This is a genomic window from Methanococcoides vulcani (assembly GCF_900111645.1).
GTDB classification, from domain to species: Archaea; Halobacteriota; Methanosarcinia; order Methanosarcinales; family Methanosarcinaceae; genus Methanococcoides; species Methanococcoides vulcani.
The window spans coordinates 487,721-503,261 of sequence record NZ_FOHQ01000001.1 but is presented as its reverse complement, the minus strand read 5'-3'; the positions used below and the strand labels follow the sequence as shown (position 1 = coordinate 503,261).

Below are 15,541 nucleotides of genomic sequence, written 5' to 3'. Positions count from 1 at the left end.
AATCTCTACTTTCGCTCATATTCGTTTTTATAATTTTGTCCATTTTTCCGCATACCCATTTGACAGTATCACCTTTGTCATTCGAATGCGTTTTTTTGGATTTCTATCCATTTTTGGGACTGAGAATTTGACAGTCCAGTCAGATCTTCTAAAACGGCTCCTAGTTCTACTTCATATTGTTTTCAAGCATAAAATATCCAAAAAAAGCTTAATGGAATTTGACAGTTGAACACTATTCCGACGAAAATGAGGGTTAATGAATAAATTCAGGTCCAACTTGTTGTAAATTACATCAATTTTAAGGCAAAAAAGGCTTAATTCGCGACATTTTGCATGAATAAATGCAAACTGTCAAATAGGTTTTCCTGACAAAAAATGGACAATCTTGAGAAATATGAAGACATTAGCTTCAGGAAATAGTGAAAACTGTCAAACTTAGGTTGTATTAATTTTGCTTCTGTTTGAGACGTTTATCGGAATTCTCCAGAAATAAACAATACCTATACACCAACGTACAACAACCTACATCCCAAAGAACGATCGCCTGCTGGATCTCACCTACATATTTATCAATGATGGACTATTATCAAAACGGCAGGAGATTAACATGAGCACACGCGAGTATATGCTTGGAAACGTGGCGATCGCACGCGGTATTGTGGAAGGAGGAGGTAAAGTCATCTCCGGGTATCCCGGTACGCCTTCTTCTGAGATCGTTGATACGTTATCTGCAATGAAAGAACGTGACTTCTACGTTGAATGGTCAGTTAATGAAAAAGTTGCTATGGAGGTTGCTGCAGGAGCTGCCATGACAGGTGTGCGTTCTGTGGTGACAATGAAACACGTCGGTCTCAACGTTGCAGCAGACCCCCTTATGACACTTTCTTACATGGGTGTCAAAGGTGGAATGATCATCATTGTCGCTGATGACCCTGCATGTCATTCATCACAGAATGAACAGGACACACGTAAGTATTCCGAATTCTCACTTATGCCATGTCTTGACCCTTCCACACCACAGGAAGCAAAGGACATGATCCCATACGCATTCGAACTTTCCGAGAGGTTCGGGCTCCCTGTGATATTCAGGCCAACAACGAGGATATCACACGGCAAATCCAACATCGAGCTTGGGCCAATAACCGAACACAGTGTAGAGGCAAAGTTCGAAAAGGACACCTCACGCTGGGTAATGATCCCAAGCAATGCAAGACTCAGGCACCCACACCTCCTTGAGATACAGGACGATATCAGGGAAGAGCTTGAGAATTCACCATGGAACGAGCTCACCATCAACGAGAACTCAAAGATCGGCATCATCGCATCCGGCTTGGGTTCAGTATATGCTAAGGAAGCCATGGAGAACCTCGGTCTTGAAGCATCCTTCCTGAAGGTCGGTGCATACCCTGTACCTGAAGGTCTTATCAGGAAGATGTACGAACAGGCTGAAACAGTGCTTGTCATCGAGGAACTTGAACCTATAGTGGAAGACCGCTGCAAGATCATAGCAAAGGACATCGAAAGCCCCGTGAAGATACTCGGTAAGACAGGCGGCCTTATCCCAAGGGTCAGCGAACTCACAGTCGATATCTGTGTAAAGGCCATCGGAGAAGCTTTCGGTATTGAAACAAATGTTCCGGAAATAGCTGAAATTGATATGGAACTGCCACCAAGGCCACCTGCAATGTGTCCCGGATGTTCACACCGTGCGGCCTATCATGCAATGAAGAAGGTCTTCGGCAAGAAAGCGGTGTTCCCAAGTGACATCGGTTGCTATACCCTTGGTATCCAGAACGGAACCGTCGATACAACACTATGTATGGGTGGAAGTATCACCGTTGCATCAGGTATCTACGATGCAGGTGAGAAACAGCCCATCTGCTGTTCCATTGGAGATTCCACATTCTTCCATACAGGTATCAACGGATTGCTCAATGCTGTCTACAACAAGGCCAACATCACAATAACTATCCTTGACAACCGTATCACTGCAATGACAGGCCACCAGCCAAACCCCGGCATGGGACTGACATCCACAGGCGAGCCTACAAAGGAGATCGATATGGAACAGCTCTGCCGCGGACTTGGTGCGGAATTCGTGGAAACCGTCGATCCGTATGATGTCAAAGCCACCGAAGAAGTGTTCAAACGTGCAAAGGACTTTGAAGGTCCTTCTGTGGTCATCACAAGACAGGCATGTGTCATCTCAGCACGCAGAGCCGGTGTCAGACGCATACCTTTCAAAGTTGATACCGAGAAATGTATCGGATGCAGAATGTGTGTCAACCTCGGATGTCCTGCTATCGAGTTCGATAAAGAATCAAAGAAAGCACATATCAATGCAATGTGCACAGGTTGTGGACTCTGTAGTGTAGTCTGCAAGTTCGATGCTATCGTGGAGGTGCAGAAATGAGCAGCAAAGCTTCTGAATTTGATCTTGTTATCTCAGGTGTCGGTGGGCAGGGAGCGATCCTTGCATCAGACATCATCGGCAGGTCAGCAGTCCTTGAAGGAAAAAGCGTAAGGGCAGCAGAAACACATGGAATGGCACAGCGTGGCGGTTCAGTTGTCAACCACATCCGTATCGGCTGTGATCTTGGCTCCATGATCCCGCTCAAAGGTGCAGATTGTCTGCTCGCGCTCGAACCCGTGGAAGCCCTGCGCTACATTGAATTCCTTGCAGATGACGGTGTCATCATCATGAACACCGAATCAGTTTACCCGGTCACGGTCAGTACAGGAAAGGCAACTTACCCGCCTGTTGACAGCATCGTGGAAAAGCTGAAGGAAACACACCGCGTCATCGCTTTCAATGCAGCTGAAAAAGCAGCAGAGGCCGGAAGCAGGCAGGCAACGAACGTTGTTCTGGTTGGAGCCTTATCCAACTTCCTGCCGATCAAGATGGAAACACTGCTTGACCGTGTTAAGGAGATGGTACCTCCAAAGACCATTGACACGAACGTAAAAGCCTTTGAAATGGGAAGAAGCATGGTCGAATAAGACCATAGCTTCAATTTTTTGTTTTTTAACCAGAGATGTATGCCATCAGGACAGAAGATCTCGACCTGGATTTTACGCTTGACTGTGGTCAGGTGTTCCGCTGGGACAAGGACGGTGACTGGTGGACAGGCGTGGTCAACGGTGCTGTTGCCCGCATAAGCCAGGACCCTGAAACCGGTGACCTGTTGGTCGATTCATCTCTTGATGAAGACTTTTTTTATCATTATTTCAGGCTCGACGACGACCTGCCGGCAATATTCGAGCAGATCGACAAGGACGAGCATATGGATATTGCGATCCGTAAATATCACGGATTACGTTTGATACGTCAGGATCCCTGGGAATGCCTGATATCCTACATGCTTGCCACAGCCTCGAACATCCCGAGGATAAAGAAGAACATATCCATGCTTTCAGCAATGTTCGGGGAAGAACTGGAAGACGGACTCTACAGCTTCCCGAAAGCAGAAGACCTCGCAGCCACCTGCTGTGACGAACTTTGTGAATGTAAGATGGGATTTCGCACATCCCGTATAATCAAGGCAGCAAATGTTGTTGTCACCGGGGACATTGTTCTTGAAGACCTGTTCAGGCTTGACTATCAGACTGCAAAGAAGGAGCTGATGTCACTGGAGGGTATCGGTGAGAAGGTCGCTGACTGTATCCTGCTGTTCGCCTTTGATAAAATGGAAGGTTTCCCTGTGGATACCCATGTGGAGAAGATCGTCAGGACCTACTACGGCAATGACCCTTTCTTTGAAGGCAAGATTACCAAGACAAAAATAGGAAATTGGGGCAGACACTATTTTGGGAAGTACTGCGGCTATGCCCAGCAATACCTGTTCTACCAGAAACGTCTCGAAGGGCTTATCTAAAGCCACTCAGAACCAGCTATTGATGAAACTTCGAAGTCCCTCGTTTTTCAACTTAAGGATCTGATCGCCTTCAAGAACTGTGAAACCTTCTTTTACACTCTTTGAGATGTGCTTTCCGAGTGAACATCCGGCAACCTCGGATTTCAGCAGCTCAACTGCATCAGTATATTTTCGGGGGATCTCAGCAACATAGAAACCATCCTTAATGGTCAGCGAGTAAGCATCCGGGTTGTCTACATATTTTGCCCTGAACGCTTCAGCATGAGCTCGCACCCATACCGGCGGCCCTCTGTGCATTTTTACGTCAGGAAGAGTTCTTGACAACAGCTCCAGGAATACGATCGAATCCTCACCACTCCATTTACCGGCCTTCAAAACGGTAAACTCGTTCTTCTCAAGCAATGGTACGATGGAATGTTCCATCTTCGCGAACTGCGGATAGAAAATATCATCCACAACATCAGGTGTCTTGAAAACAATGGCTACCAATGATGTACCACGGCGGTTCATCCTGTCCAGCAACTCATCGTCCGAGATTGGAGGTTTTGCAGAAGGGAAGAACATGCTTTCATCAGGAGTATCAAGGAAGCTTCTGGAAACATCGATGAACGTGCAGAACTTGTCCAGGGACAATGCTGCAGCCACATTCCTTCGAGGATCTGTGGGATCAATAACAACAAGAGGATCCTCGAATTTCAGGCAGCCGTGTTCCATGAGGTCCAGAAGCAGACCCGGCCGCCAGTCAGAGGCAGCTTCCAGCACCTTTTCAAAAGAACCGTAGTTGATCACCAGAAGTTCTGTGAGATAGCCAGAGAATCCTTCGGTCTTAAGCTCGGAGCCATAGACACCTGTGCCTTTCATGAACTGCTTGAGCAAGAGTACATCGTCTTCGCGACCATGGAGATGAGCCTTTATGAACTCATTGTGAAAAGGAGTCCTGTCCACTGCAGAAAGGATGCATGATGCACTGGAAACACTGTAACATGGGACAAGATCAACGTCAAAGCCGCCGTATTTCATCTTGACATAAGGATGCTCAGCATAATGTTCGTCCCACTCCTGGGCCTCTTTTGCTATCTGCCGGCCAATGGACAGACCGTAGCTTTCAAGGTCCTCACGGCTTGTCGTATCAGGGAACATGATGAATATATCAAGATCGTGAGTTCCGGATATCCATGTGCCTCTGGCAGCTGAGCCTACAAGTTGTGTCTTTACACCCGTTAAGCCAACTTTAAAGCTCATGCAATCGATCTTGTACATCAGTTCATCGGCCACTTTTGCCAGATGTACCCTTTCTTCATCTGATGGCTTGATCTTATCCAGAATTCTGTTTTTGATATCTTCCATGTTCACTCTCTCAATGATAGTCCTTGTACATACTATTCCTCAAAGGTATAAAACAATTTGAGCCAGATTCATTTTTGTGCACAGGCTTTTGTGTAAAACTGCCATATTTACCAAAACAGATAATCATTTATACGGATTGAAACTATATTTCACTGTCAACTTTAAGATGAAAATACCATTCAGAGGCTCAGGGGGAACGACCGTAATAGCGGGGAGCCTATATCCGAATGGAACCATAATACATCACTACGGAGGAGTTTATAATATGATAAGTGAAAAGATGGCAGATGCGTTGAACTCACAGATCAACAAGGAAATGTATTCCGCATACCTTTACATGGCAATGTCAGCTTACAGTTCGAACATCGGACTTAACGGGTTTGCGAACTGGTTCATGGTCCAGTATCAGGAAGAGATGGTACACGCCATGAAGCTCTATAATTATATTAGCGATGTGGGGGCACCGGTCGAACTTATGGAGATCGAGAAACCACCACAGGACTTCGGCACTGCACTTGACATGTTCTATGCAACCCTTGAACATGAACAGTTCATCACACGCTCCATCAATGACCTTGTTGACCTTGCAATCGAAGAAAAGGACCATGCAACCCACATATTCCTCCAGTGGTACATCACCGAGCAGATCGAGGAAGAAGGAAATGACAATGAGATCATCGACAAGCTCAAACTTGCAGGCGAGGAAGGTAACGGCCTGTTCATGATCGACAAGGAACTCGCAGTAAGGATATTCAACCCACCTGCAGCAGTAACTGACTGGACACAGGTCAGGTGATATTTATGACAGGAAACACAGAAGAAGTAAAGCAGGTCAAAGGCTCTATGCCGAAAGCTATCAGAATGGCTAAAGAGATGGACGATGACTTCGGACAGGGACTTGCAGGGTTCTACAAGGCTATCTGGAAGGACAGGGAAGACGGACTTTCAATGAAGAACAAACACCTCATTGTCTTCGCCATAGCCTGCTCCAGGAACAACACCAACAGTGCCAAGAAGATCCTTGTGAAGCTCAAGAAGCACGGTGCTACAAGAGCTGAGATCAATGATGCAATGATGATGGCCTCATGGGCTGGCGGAATCCAGAACTTTACTGACATCAGCACCGATGTGCTGCCGGAAATGGATAAACTTGGATTCTAAGGCTTTATCAAAGCCTTAACTTCTTTTTTTGTGGTCACAATAACTTTGTGCTTCAATGTTGCATATGATGCAATACCTGAGGCCATTGGATTTGCAAAACCCCACGATCTTTTTGTTTGCTGTAAATTTTATCACTGAAGCTACAAAGAACATTACAAAATATGTCCTAAAATTGCCTTGCTCCGGACATTAATCAGAATAAAGGATATTCTTCGGGCTGATTAATATCAATCGGATCGATGAAAGATTGTCACAGCAATTAATATATATGATAACAGTTATAGATTTTTACAATGTTGAGCTCAATTGGGTCTTGCAGGAACAATTACAGTTGCAGGATTTGCGGGTCTAATAGGTCTACTTATATCACCTGCTGCTTCAGTAACACTGAATACATTAGTTACTATAAGAGTGAAAAACTTTTATTGGAAGGAACAAAGTTGGGAATTTATTAAGGAGGATTTTGCTAAATCTCTGTTTTCAAACATTGAAGGGTAATAAATGGACATCAAAAAATTAATACTCTCAATTATCATATCTTCAGTGATCATCGTTATTACAACTGGAGTAAACCATCTAGAGCACGCATTGCGCACAACAATTGGTGACTTATTGACATTTCCTATTGTGTTTTTCAGCATGTTTCTTTTACCGATAGCTCCTATTATGTATGGATTGATTACAAGGGATAAAATCGGATCCGTTATAATTGGAGTTATACCTGTAATCGGACTTTTTCTTAATATATATTTGAGCTTAATCATATCAGGAGACTTTACCAGTATGGATACTCTTGCTTATTTTGGGATCCTGGCTGTCCTCGGTGGTTTGGAAGGCTATTTTGCATCAATAAAAGAAATACAGTACAATATTCTTGCGATATGTTGTTTTCTGTTCTGGGTAGTATTTTTTATAAGAGGGTTTGTTGATTGAACTCAGAGGCATGCTGTTTACCTGAAAATTCAGTACATTTGGTGGGGAGTGCATGCACTGTCAAATTATATAGGGTTAAAAAATAGAACTGTCAAAGTGGGGGTATAATTATTAAAAAAAATACTAAACTACTCATTAGCTTAGAAATTTTGGTGCTAATTCTGCTGAGTTACTTTATTGTTTATCCTCTTTTATTGGTCGGATCTCCAACACCTCTATTTTATATAAATAACAATGATCTCCAAAGCCATGAAGTAATCGTTGAAGTATTTGACTCACATAATAAATCCATATTCAAAGAAACGTATGAATTGGCTCCCGAAGAGCACGTATCGCAACCTAAATCATTATGGCTACTGTTTCGATGGTCAATGCCATGGTCTAAGGGAAAATATATGTATTGGGCAGAGGGAGAGTATGAATTTAAAGTTAGTTTAGACAGAAAAATAACGGACGCTTGTAGAACACTGCCACATGCCTGGAGTTCTGTAGATATAGATATAAATAAAGCGAATACTTCCAGCTCTCCCATGGATATAGGAGTAATAACTGTATAACCTATTGAATCCCGAAACACATCACTGTTGATCTATTAGGCAATTTTGAAATTTTTCCTATCGAAGTGTTGACGACAAGGGTTGTGTGGCCGTCCTGGCTTCACATCGCCCCTGCAGAGACATCGGCTTTAAGGCAGGTAAATTCCAATGCAGTGACCCATTTTAGTGGAAATGACCATTGCAGACACCAAAAACACAAGCAACATCATGAAAATATCCCGGAATTATCCTGTTTCCGACATTAATCAGAATGGTGAATATTAATCGGACTGATTAATATTAACCGGATCGATGAATATTCATCACAGTAATTAATGTATAAGATGGAAGTAATAGATTTTTCTGGAGTGGGGGCTCAACCGGATTTGGGTAGAAGCTGAACCCCACGTGCCCGGAGGCATGATTAGGTTTTAACCGTTGTACTATATAAGCGTAGCTTTGCCTCCTGAAATGAATAAAGCAGGAGATAAAATAAATGAAAACAAACATGAAATTTGGAATCGGTGTGATACTTGCCGCAATGTTGCTGGTAAGCATGGCATTTGTACCGGCTGTGAGTGCGACTCCAGAAGAGAATATGTCGAAACTTCCAGCATTGCAATTTAATGATTCGTCTGAAAAGAAAATCATTAATGCTGAATTGAGTACCATGAAAGGTGATAATTTACATAGCATCCCAATAGGATCGATCATTCACCATTCAGCTGACGGAATAACTACAGTATTTACTTCAGATGGAAAACAATATTTATCCGCCGTTGATGCGAAAGCAAAAATGATTGCTACTCCTTCTGGATTAAAACCTGCAACACGTATACATCAAGTCCCATCTGGTTCTGATATCCGCACAAATGAAAACATAACCAACATCTATTACAATGGAACTTGTATAATGTCGATTGTAAATGAAGATTATGCTGATAATCTGGAGAAAATTGACGAGGTCCCGGACTTTAAAGGATGGTTAAAATCAACTGTTGATAAGGACGTTGCTGGGGTCCGGCGTTTCGTAGCCTATTGGAACGTACCCACAACTCCGCCTCATCCAAATAACGATGCAGTAGATTTCCTTTTTAATGCTATCAAACCAAATGGGGAAAGTGGAATTATGCAACCTGTGTTAGAATGGAATCAGTTGCAAAGCGGGAGATGGACCGGTGCGGCATGGTATGGTATAAACGATGTTTATTATCACAGTGCAAGAATCAATGTAGATCAAGGTGATAAGATTGAAGGATTGTTATCGTGGGATAATACTTATAGCAGATGGTTAATAGCCTTTGAGGACGTAACTGCAGGACATCAAGTATATTTCCATACAAATGATTTTGACAATACTCATCTTGATGTCTATACTGCTTTGGAAGGAAGTCATGTGGTAGATAATGGTGATGTGCCGGGTGATACGTTGTTCTATGACATGGAATTTAAAGACTTAAACCTGAACACCTTCAATGTAATATGGGGGGAAGTGAATTACGCTGGTATACCTGTTGGCATAACTAACCTTGATGCTAACATCATTTCATCTTCTAAGGTGGAATTGCTTACTGCAAATGATTAAAAAAGGAAATATTATCTTCAAGTTTGTGTGAGTAAATCAACTAAATATCAGGTGTGAAACTCCTGCATACAATCTTGAAGATTCTGATTTTTAAAATTTGCATCACTAGATTTTGATAGAAAAGATTGAGCCAATCCCAAACATTAATCCACTAGAAATTATCAGAGGATTTCGATGAAAGCTAACAAATCAAACCGTTTTTTTTTAATTATTTTATTAATATTTATCCTATATATTGGATGTATTGGTATACAGCAACAGGGATATTGTTCAAACACCTCCAATAATGATCAATCAAATATGCTTAACAACAACCAATCAGACATGCCTAATAAGAACTGCTCTGACAGACCTGTTCCCTCATCGTATAACACATCTAAATTTCAAACGAATGCATCATTTGTTACTCAAGTTGTAATGAATTATGAGCCTGCTCAACAAATACTTCAGGAAGGGGGTGAAATTGTGGGTGTGGTTTATACTTGTCATCCAACCCCCGAAGGATATTCTGATCCAAGTTGTGGCCCAGCCTTGCGCATTCAAAACGATGAAATAACTACTGATTTTTTAGTTGACGAATTTTTAGAAATGGTTGTGGGAAGTGTAACTGCAGTTCCATCTGGGTACCATGTTAACAACACTGAAAATGAAAGGGCATTAGAAGCTCTTATCCAAGATCTGAATGATGATAAATGGCAAGTTCGAGCTTATGCAGCACGTGATCTTGGTTACATTGAAGATAAACAAGTAGTAGGAGCAGTAGAAGCTCTTATTCAAAATCTAAATGATGATAAATGGCAGGTCCGAATGTACTCAGCATATGCGCTTGGTGAGATTGGAGATGAAAGAGCAGTCGAACCACTTGTCCAGTCGTTGAGTGATGAAAATCAGGATGTTCGGATGCGTGCAGCAAAATCTCTTGGCAATATCGGTGACAAAAGAGCAGTCGAGCCTCTTATTCAAGCATTGAACGATGAAAATAAAGATGTTAGGCGAGATACAGCAATTGCTCTTGGTCAAATTGGTGATGAAAGAGCAGTCGAACCTCTTAATCGAGCACTGAAGGACGAATATAGGGATGTTCAAGTAGAGGCAACGTCTGCCCTTGGTGAGATCGGTGATGAAAGAGCAGTTGAACCTCTTAATCAAATGCTAAAAAGTGAAGATTGGGGTGTTCGGATGTGTGCAGCAATTGCTCTTGGTAAGATCGGCGATGAAAGAGCAGTCGAACCTCTTATCCAGGCATTGAACGATGAGGAAATTAGTGTCCGAGACGCTACAACAATTGCTCTTGGTGAGATCGGTAATGAAAGAGCAGTCGAGCCTCTTATTCAGAAGCTGAATGATAAAAATAGTGGTATTCAAGTAGAGGCAGCATCTGCCCTTGGGGATATCGGGGATGAAAGAGCAGTTGAACCTCTTATTCAAGTATTGAGTAATGAAAAAGAAACTCCGTACATTAGAGGGAATGCAGCAATTTCTCTTGGTGAGATCGGTAATGAAAGAGCAGTCGAGCCTCTTATTCAAATGCTGAAGGTTGAAGATATATATGTTCGATGGATGGTAGCAAGTGCACTTGGTGAGATTAGAGATGAAAGAGCAGTCGAGCCTCTCATTCAGACTTTGAAAGATGAATCTTGGCAAGTTCGATATAGCTCATCAGAGGCTCTTGGTAAAATTGAAGATAAAAGAGCAATAGTACCCCTCACTGAGGCATTGAATGATGAAAACGAAGAAGTACGAGAAGCAGCAGCAAATGCGCTCGCTAATTTGGAAAAATCCGGTTGAAGCTGTTGTAATACGTTGGACGGAATTCAATGAACCTTCCAGAGTAGATTTGAGTTCCGTGTCCTGATTGCATGACAATGTTGACTTTAACAATACTTAAAGCTTGTCTGATTCTGCTTCTGGAATAGATACCGAGGTAAGAAGAAATGAAAACAAACATGAAATTTGGAAATATGGAAACAAATCAAGATATAATTGAATCAACAAAAAACTGCTTCCATCGATAATAGTCATATTGACCATACCACTTATCTTTGCAATAATATGGGTTGTGTATGAGTTGCATTTTGTCCCTATCTTCAGCATCCCTGTTGCATTAATAATATGTTATGGTTACCTTTCCGCAAACAAGCACACTTCAACACTGGCAGGTTTGCTCCTCCTCCCCCTCATGTTCACTTATGCTGAAATCATAGACAAACTTATTGAGCCATACGACGGCAGGATGGAAATGTTGGAAATGGTGTTACAACCCTCCAGCCTGCTAAATTTAGTAATTGATTTGTTACCATTCATGCTGCTTCATGGGGCGATCGGATACCTTGCTTCAAAAAGAACAAAAGCACACATTCTGGGAGCCATAGTTCTTACCATCGTCTTTCTGGCAATAATCAGTGCAGTCCACTAAAAAAAGTGGAATGAAGAAGGAACACAAAAAATAGAAATGCAAAACAATAAAAACAAAATCCGAAGAGCGAAAGCTCACTCTTCGTCGTAATAACCGATCTCTTCTTTTGTCAGGTAGCATGCAGGGTCATCTGCCCAGACATTGCCATAAACGGCCTCGGCCCGTACACGGAAATTGCCGTTGCAGACATCGAACCATTTGCACTTTGCACACCTGTCAGCATTTTCCTTGATGCGGGGCTTCCTGTCCTTAAGACCTGCCATAAGATCATCATCAAGATCCCTCCAGATCTCACTGAACTTCCTATCTTTCACATTACCAAAAGTGTAATGCCTCCAGAACTGGTCAGGATGAACCGAACCGTCCCATGAAACGCAGCCAAAGCCGATACCTGTGGAATTACCGCGGTTCATCTGCAAGAGCTCGTAAACTTCCTCTGCACGTTCGGGGTTCTCCTTTGCCAGTCGCATGTAAATGTATGGACCATCACAGTGATTGTCCACTGTCAGGACCTCGACAGGCATGCCCTTCTCATGAAGCTGCTTTGTGCGGTCCATGATCAGGTCAACGGTCTTACGGCTGTCTTCCAGTGAGAGGTCCTCATCGATGATCTTGGTACCCCTACCGGCATAGACCAGATGGTAGAAACAGATACGAGGAATGTTCTCTTCCTCGATCATATCGAATATCGCAGGAATATCAGCCACGTTCTGCTTGTTAATGGTAAAACGTAATCCCACCTTGATGCCCTCTTTCCTGCAATTGCGAAGACCTTCCATTGCAGCATCAAAGGCACCTTTCATGCCACGGAACTTGTCATTGGTCTCGCGAACGCCGTCAATGGAAATACCCACATATGAAAGACCGATCTCCTTGAGTGTCTTTGCTATTTCCTCGTCGATAAGCGTACCGTTGGTGGAGATCACCGCACGCATTCCCTTGGAGATCGCATACTCGGCAAGCTCAGGTAGGTCCTTGCGCATCAGCGGTTCGCCGCCTGAGAAAAGCATCACAGGAGAACCGAATTCTGCAAGGTCGTCGATCAGTTCCTTGCCCTGCTCAGTGGTAAGTTCGTCCTTGAACTCGATGTCCTTTGCATGTGCATAACAGTGAACACAGCGAAGATTGCAGCGTCTGGTCATGTTCCAGACGACAACAGGTTTCTTGTCCTTTGAGAATTGCAGTAGGTGTGACGGAAGCCTTTTTGAATCACGGCCGTAACGAAGGGCGTCCGATGGTTCAACGGTCCCGCAATAGAGTTTTGAGATTCCTATCATTGTGATCCTCCTGCAATATTAGTCAATTATTCCATTTTTCATTTACTTGTTCTCAAGTGCTGCTTTTGCAACCCTGAGTATCTCTTTGAAAGTGTATTCATCAGGTGTAACGTTCACTTCAACATCATATTCCTTCAATGTATTGGCTGTAGGAATACCAATCGCAGCCACTAGGGATTCGGCAAGGACTTCCCTTATCTGTTCACCTGCACCCATTGATCCTGCCTGGTCGAAGAAACTTCGCACCATCATGGAACTCGTGAATGCAAAGACATCGATCTCTTTCCTGAGGCTTCTGGTAATAAGCTCCTCCTGTAATGGTCCTTTTGGCATGGTCAGGGTATAGACCTTTGTCTCAAGAACATTCGCACCACATTCCCGAAGTCCTGATATCAACAGTATTGAACCGTAAGCGCTCCTTGCAGTATCTATGTTCTTATCCTTAACATCAGGACAGAGGAATTCCACCAGTCCTTCAGAGCTGTAGACACCGGGCATTCCCATTACATCGATACCAAGCTTTTCCAGTTGCTTGCGAGTGGTTGGTCCGATAGCGATCACTTTGGTGCTGTTGAGCGCTTCGATAAATTCATCACGCCTTTCCTCAGCGATCTTCTCCAGAGTGAAATCAATGCCATTAGCACTTGTAAATATCACATAATCGGACCTGCCGGAGAATACGTTCTCTGTGAAAGTATCGAAGTACTCGTCCTTCATAGCCTCAAGCTCGATCATTGGAATTGCCACTACCTCGAAACCAAAGGATTCCGCAAGTTTTCGGGAACCTTCCATATATCCCTGAGGTCTCATGATTGCAATTACAGGCTTACGATCAGTTGGATCCATATGAACATCTCTTAATTATTAGATATCAATTATCAATTATCAGTATACCATCGTCAATATACCATCGTCAATATACCATCGTCAATATACCATCGTCAATATACCATCGTCAATATACCATCAACTGGCAATTAACGAACTTTCAGATCTGGCATCCCAGTATCTCATGAAGTTTGACAACATCACCGACAATAGTAAGAGCCGGAGCTTTTACATCCTGGTCCTTCGCGATCTGTGCGATGGACTCAACTGTGCCGATGGTCACACGCTGGTCAGGACGTGTTCCCCTTTCCACCATTGCAACAGGGGTCTTTGGATCCTTTCCGAATTTCATGAGCTCGTTCATGTTGCGTTCAAGCATCTTGACTCCCATGAAGATAACGATCGTGCCACCAAAAGCTGCAAGTGTTTCCCAGTCCAGAGCTGTTTCTTCCTTGGTAGGGTCCTCATGTCCGGTGATGAAGGTCACCATTGAAGCATAGTCCCTGTGTGTTACCGGAATACCTGCATAAGCAGTAGCTGCCAGTGCGGATGTGATGCCGGGCACTATTTCGAACTCAATACCTGCCTCGACAAGCTCTTCAGCTTCTTCCCCACCGCGACCGAACATATACGGATCTCCGCCTTTAAGACGGACTACCATCTTGCCTTCCTTTGCCTTCTCAACGATCACATCGTTGATCTCGCTCTGCGTAAGTGTGTGATCACCTGCATACTTACCGGCATCTACTTTCTCAGCTGCCTCCGGCATGGAATCCAGGATCTGCTTTCCCGGAAGCTGGTCATACACTATGACATCAGCTGTATCCATAAGCCTGCGAGCCTTCACGGTCATCAGTTCAGGGTCACCGGGACCTGAGCCTACAAGATATACTTTTCCGTATTTTTGAGCCATATTACCAGATATCCTCAATTTCTATTTTGCTGATGGTAGAACCTGATACAATAAATAGATTGATATGCTGTTCTTCCGGGATTGCAAAGAGATACTCAGAACAAAAGCTCATTGTATCTTGAAAATAGCATAATGTGTAGAAAAAGACTATCGAAAAAAAAGAAGAGGTTACCCAATGAAAATTGAGTAACATGAAACGATCAACTTTTGCCCAGAATATATAGAAGCATTTCCTTGTTCAGTTTCCCTTCACGTGAAAGCTTTGCAGCAATATCATCATCTGCAATTCCTTCAGACTTCATATCCTTGATCTTCTCAATGATCGCAGGTGAGATGCTGTAGTACTCATTGATATCCTTTCTGTGTCCCCACACGTCGCCTTCGACGAGCTTTATTTTTTGCATATCCAGGAACATTTCTATGGATTTAGAAACAGTTCGGCGGTATGATGTCGGTATCTGGATAACTTCTACATTCTTGCATCTCTTTATGAGATTGAAAATATCCTCATTTGATGGCCTGAATGCAAGATGGATCACTTTTTCGCCGGTGTCAAGATTTTGAATTTCATCTCTTTTGCTTACGACTCTAATTTTCATAGGAACACCCCATTATATTCAAACAGTTCAACGTAACTTGTCAAATTAATTATTAATCAGGGACCTATTAA

General features: G+C 43.2%; 15 protein-coding genes. 10 read left to right on the top strand and 5 right to left on the bottom strand.

Annotated features, from left to right (window positions below):
* Positions 1-607: 607 nt before the first annotated feature.
* The 3 genes from iorA to BMX02_RS02595 are packed head-to-tail and all read left to right on the top strand — an operon-like array spanning position 608 to position 3,875.
* On the top strand, positions 608-2,413 hold the full coding sequence (gene iorA, locus BMX02_RS02605; protein ID WP_091688786.1) for an indolepyruvate ferredoxin oxidoreductase subunit alpha: 1,806 nt from the start codon (positions 608-610) through the stop codon (positions 2,411-2,413).
* Positions 2,410-3,000, top strand: a complete 591-nt coding sequence (locus BMX02_RS02600; RefSeq protein WP_091688784.1) for an indolepyruvate oxidoreductase subunit beta — start codon at positions 2,410-2,412, stop codon at positions 2,998-3,000. Before iorA ends, BMX02_RS02600 begins: the two co-directional genes overlap by 4 nt.
* A 35-nt stretch (positions 3,001-3,035) precedes the next feature.
* A complete protein-coding gene (locus tag BMX02_RS02595) occupies positions 3,036-3,875 on the top strand; it encodes a DNA-3-methyladenine glycosylase family protein (RefSeq protein WP_091688782.1) in 840 nt (279 codons plus the stop codon).
* A 6-nt stretch (positions 3,876-3,881) separates the two neighbouring features.
* Here BMX02_RS02595 and cca read toward each other — a convergent pair whose 3' ends face one another.
* Complete coding sequence (gene cca, locus BMX02_RS02590; protein ID WP_091688779.1) at positions 3,882-5,222, bottom strand: CCA tRNA nucleotidyltransferase; 1,341 nt, start codon at positions 5,220-5,222, stop codon at positions 3,882-3,884.
* 265 nt (positions 5,223-5,487) lie between these two features.
* Between cca and BMX02_RS02585 the strand changes: the two genes are divergently transcribed.
* The 7 genes from BMX02_RS02585 (at position 5,488) to BMX02_RS02550 (ending at position 11,853) form a co-directional block, all read left to right on the top strand.
* Positions 5,488-6,018, top strand: a complete 531-nt coding sequence (locus BMX02_RS02585) for a ferritin (protein ID WP_091688777.1) — start codon at positions 5,488-5,490, stop codon at positions 6,016-6,018.
* A 5-nt stretch (positions 6,019-6,023) separates the two neighbouring features.
* Positions 6,024-6,383, top strand: a complete 360-nt coding sequence (locus BMX02_RS02580; RefSeq protein WP_091688775.1) for a carboxymuconolactone decarboxylase family protein — start codon at positions 6,024-6,026, stop codon at positions 6,381-6,383.
* 306 nt (positions 6,384-6,689) lie between these two features.
* The gene (locus BMX02_RS02575; protein ID WP_091688773.1) at positions 6,690-6,881 is read left to right on the top strand and encodes a hypothetical protein; all 192 of its coding nucleotides are present in this window, start codon (positions 6,690-6,692) and stop codon (positions 6,879-6,881) included.
* 3 nt (positions 6,882-6,884) lie between these two features.
* Positions 6,885-7,316 carry a hypothetical protein gene (locus tag BMX02_RS02570; RefSeq protein ID WP_091688771.1) on the top strand — a complete coding sequence of 144 codons (432 nt, stop codon included), beginning with the start codon at positions 6,885-6,887 and terminating at the stop codon, positions 7,314-7,316.
* Positions 7,317-8,348: 1,032 nt separating this feature from the next.
* The gene (locus BMX02_RS02560) at positions 8,349-9,437 is read left to right on the top strand and encodes a hypothetical protein (protein ID WP_091688768.1); all 1,089 of its coding nucleotides are present in this window, start codon (positions 8,349-8,351) and stop codon (positions 9,435-9,437) included.
* 174 nt (positions 9,438-9,611) lie between these two features.
* Entirely contained in the window at positions 9,612-11,225 is a 1,614-nt protein-coding gene (locus BMX02_RS02555) for a HEAT repeat domain-containing protein (RefSeq protein WP_091688766.1), read from the top strand.
* Between the two features lie 235 nt (positions 11,226-11,460).
* Positions 11,461-11,853 carry a hypothetical protein gene (locus BMX02_RS02550; protein WP_091688764.1) on the top strand — a complete coding sequence of 131 codons (393 nt, stop codon included), beginning with the start codon at positions 11,461-11,463 and terminating at the stop codon, positions 11,851-11,853.
* A 74-nt stretch (positions 11,854-11,927) separates the two neighbouring features.
* Here BMX02_RS02550 and ahbC read toward each other — a convergent pair whose 3' ends face one another.
* From ahbC to BMX02_RS02530, 4 genes are all read right to left on the bottom strand, one after another.
* A complete protein-coding gene (ahbC, locus tag BMX02_RS02545) occupies positions 11,928-13,130 on the bottom strand; it encodes a 12,18-didecarboxysiroheme deacetylase (protein ID WP_091688762.1) in 1,203 nt (400 codons plus the stop codon).
* 42 nt (positions 13,131-13,172) lie between these two features.
* Positions 13,173-13,976: a uroporphyrinogen-III synthase gene (locus BMX02_RS02540; protein ID WP_091688760.1), complete on the bottom strand. Its 804-nt coding sequence runs from the start codon at positions 13,974-13,976 to the stop codon at positions 13,173-13,175.
* A 142-nt stretch (positions 13,977-14,118) separates the two neighbouring features.
* A complete protein-coding gene (cobA, locus tag BMX02_RS02535; RefSeq protein WP_091688758.1) occupies positions 14,119-14,871 on the bottom strand; it encodes a uroporphyrinogen-III C-methyltransferase in 753 nt (250 codons plus the stop codon).
* Between the two features lie 200 nt (positions 14,872-15,071).
* Positions 15,072-15,470, bottom strand: a complete 399-nt coding sequence (locus BMX02_RS02530) for a DUF1699 family protein (protein ID WP_091688756.1) — start codon at positions 15,468-15,470, stop codon at positions 15,072-15,074.
* Positions 15,471-15,541 lie beyond the last annotated feature (71 nt).

Coding starts and splice junctions, on each gene's coding strand:
- ahbC (WP_091688762.1), bottom strand. CDS start 13,130: ATGATAGGAATCTCAAAACTCTATTGCGGGACCGTTGAACCATCGGAC.
- BMX02_RS02530 (WP_091688756.1), bottom strand. CDS start 15,470: ATGAAAATTAGAGTCGTAAGCAAAAGAGATGAAATTCAAAATCTTGAC.
- BMX02_RS02600 (WP_091688784.1), top strand. CDS start 2,410: ATGAGCAGCAAAGCTTCTGAATTTGATCTTGTTATCTCAGGTGTCGGT.
- cobA (WP_091688758.1), bottom strand. CDS start 14,871: ATGGCTCAAAAATACGGAAAAGTATATCTTGTAGGCTCAGGTCCCGGT.
- BMX02_RS02585 (WP_091688777.1), top strand. CDS start 5,488: ATGATAAGTGAAAAGATGGCAGATGCGTTGAACTCACAGATCAACAAG.
- BMX02_RS02570 (WP_091688771.1), top strand. CDS start 6,885: ATGGACATCAAAAAATTAATACTCTCAATTATCATATCTTCAGTGATC.
- BMX02_RS02555 (WP_091688766.1), top strand. CDS start 9,612: ATGAAAGCTAACAAATCAAACCGTTTTTTTTTAATTATTTTATTAATA.
- BMX02_RS02595 (WP_091688782.1), top strand. CDS start 3,036: ATGTATGCCATCAGGACAGAAGATCTCGACCTGGATTTTACGCTTGAC.
- BMX02_RS02540 (WP_091688760.1), bottom strand. CDS start 13,976: ATGGATCCAACTGATCGTAAGCCTGTAATTGCAATCATGAGACCTCAG.
- BMX02_RS02560 (WP_091688768.1), top strand. CDS start 8,349: ATGAAAACAAACATGAAATTTGGAATCGGTGTGATACTTGCCGCAATG.
- cca (WP_091688779.1), bottom strand. CDS start 5,222: ATGGAAGATATCAAAAACAGAATTCTGGATAAGATCAAGCCATCAGAT.
- BMX02_RS02580 (WP_091688775.1), top strand. CDS start 6,024: ATGACAGGAAACACAGAAGAAGTAAAGCAGGTCAAAGGCTCTATGCCG.
- iorA (WP_091688786.1), top strand. CDS start 608: ATGAGCACACGCGAGTATATGCTTGGAAACGTGGCGATCGCACGCGGT.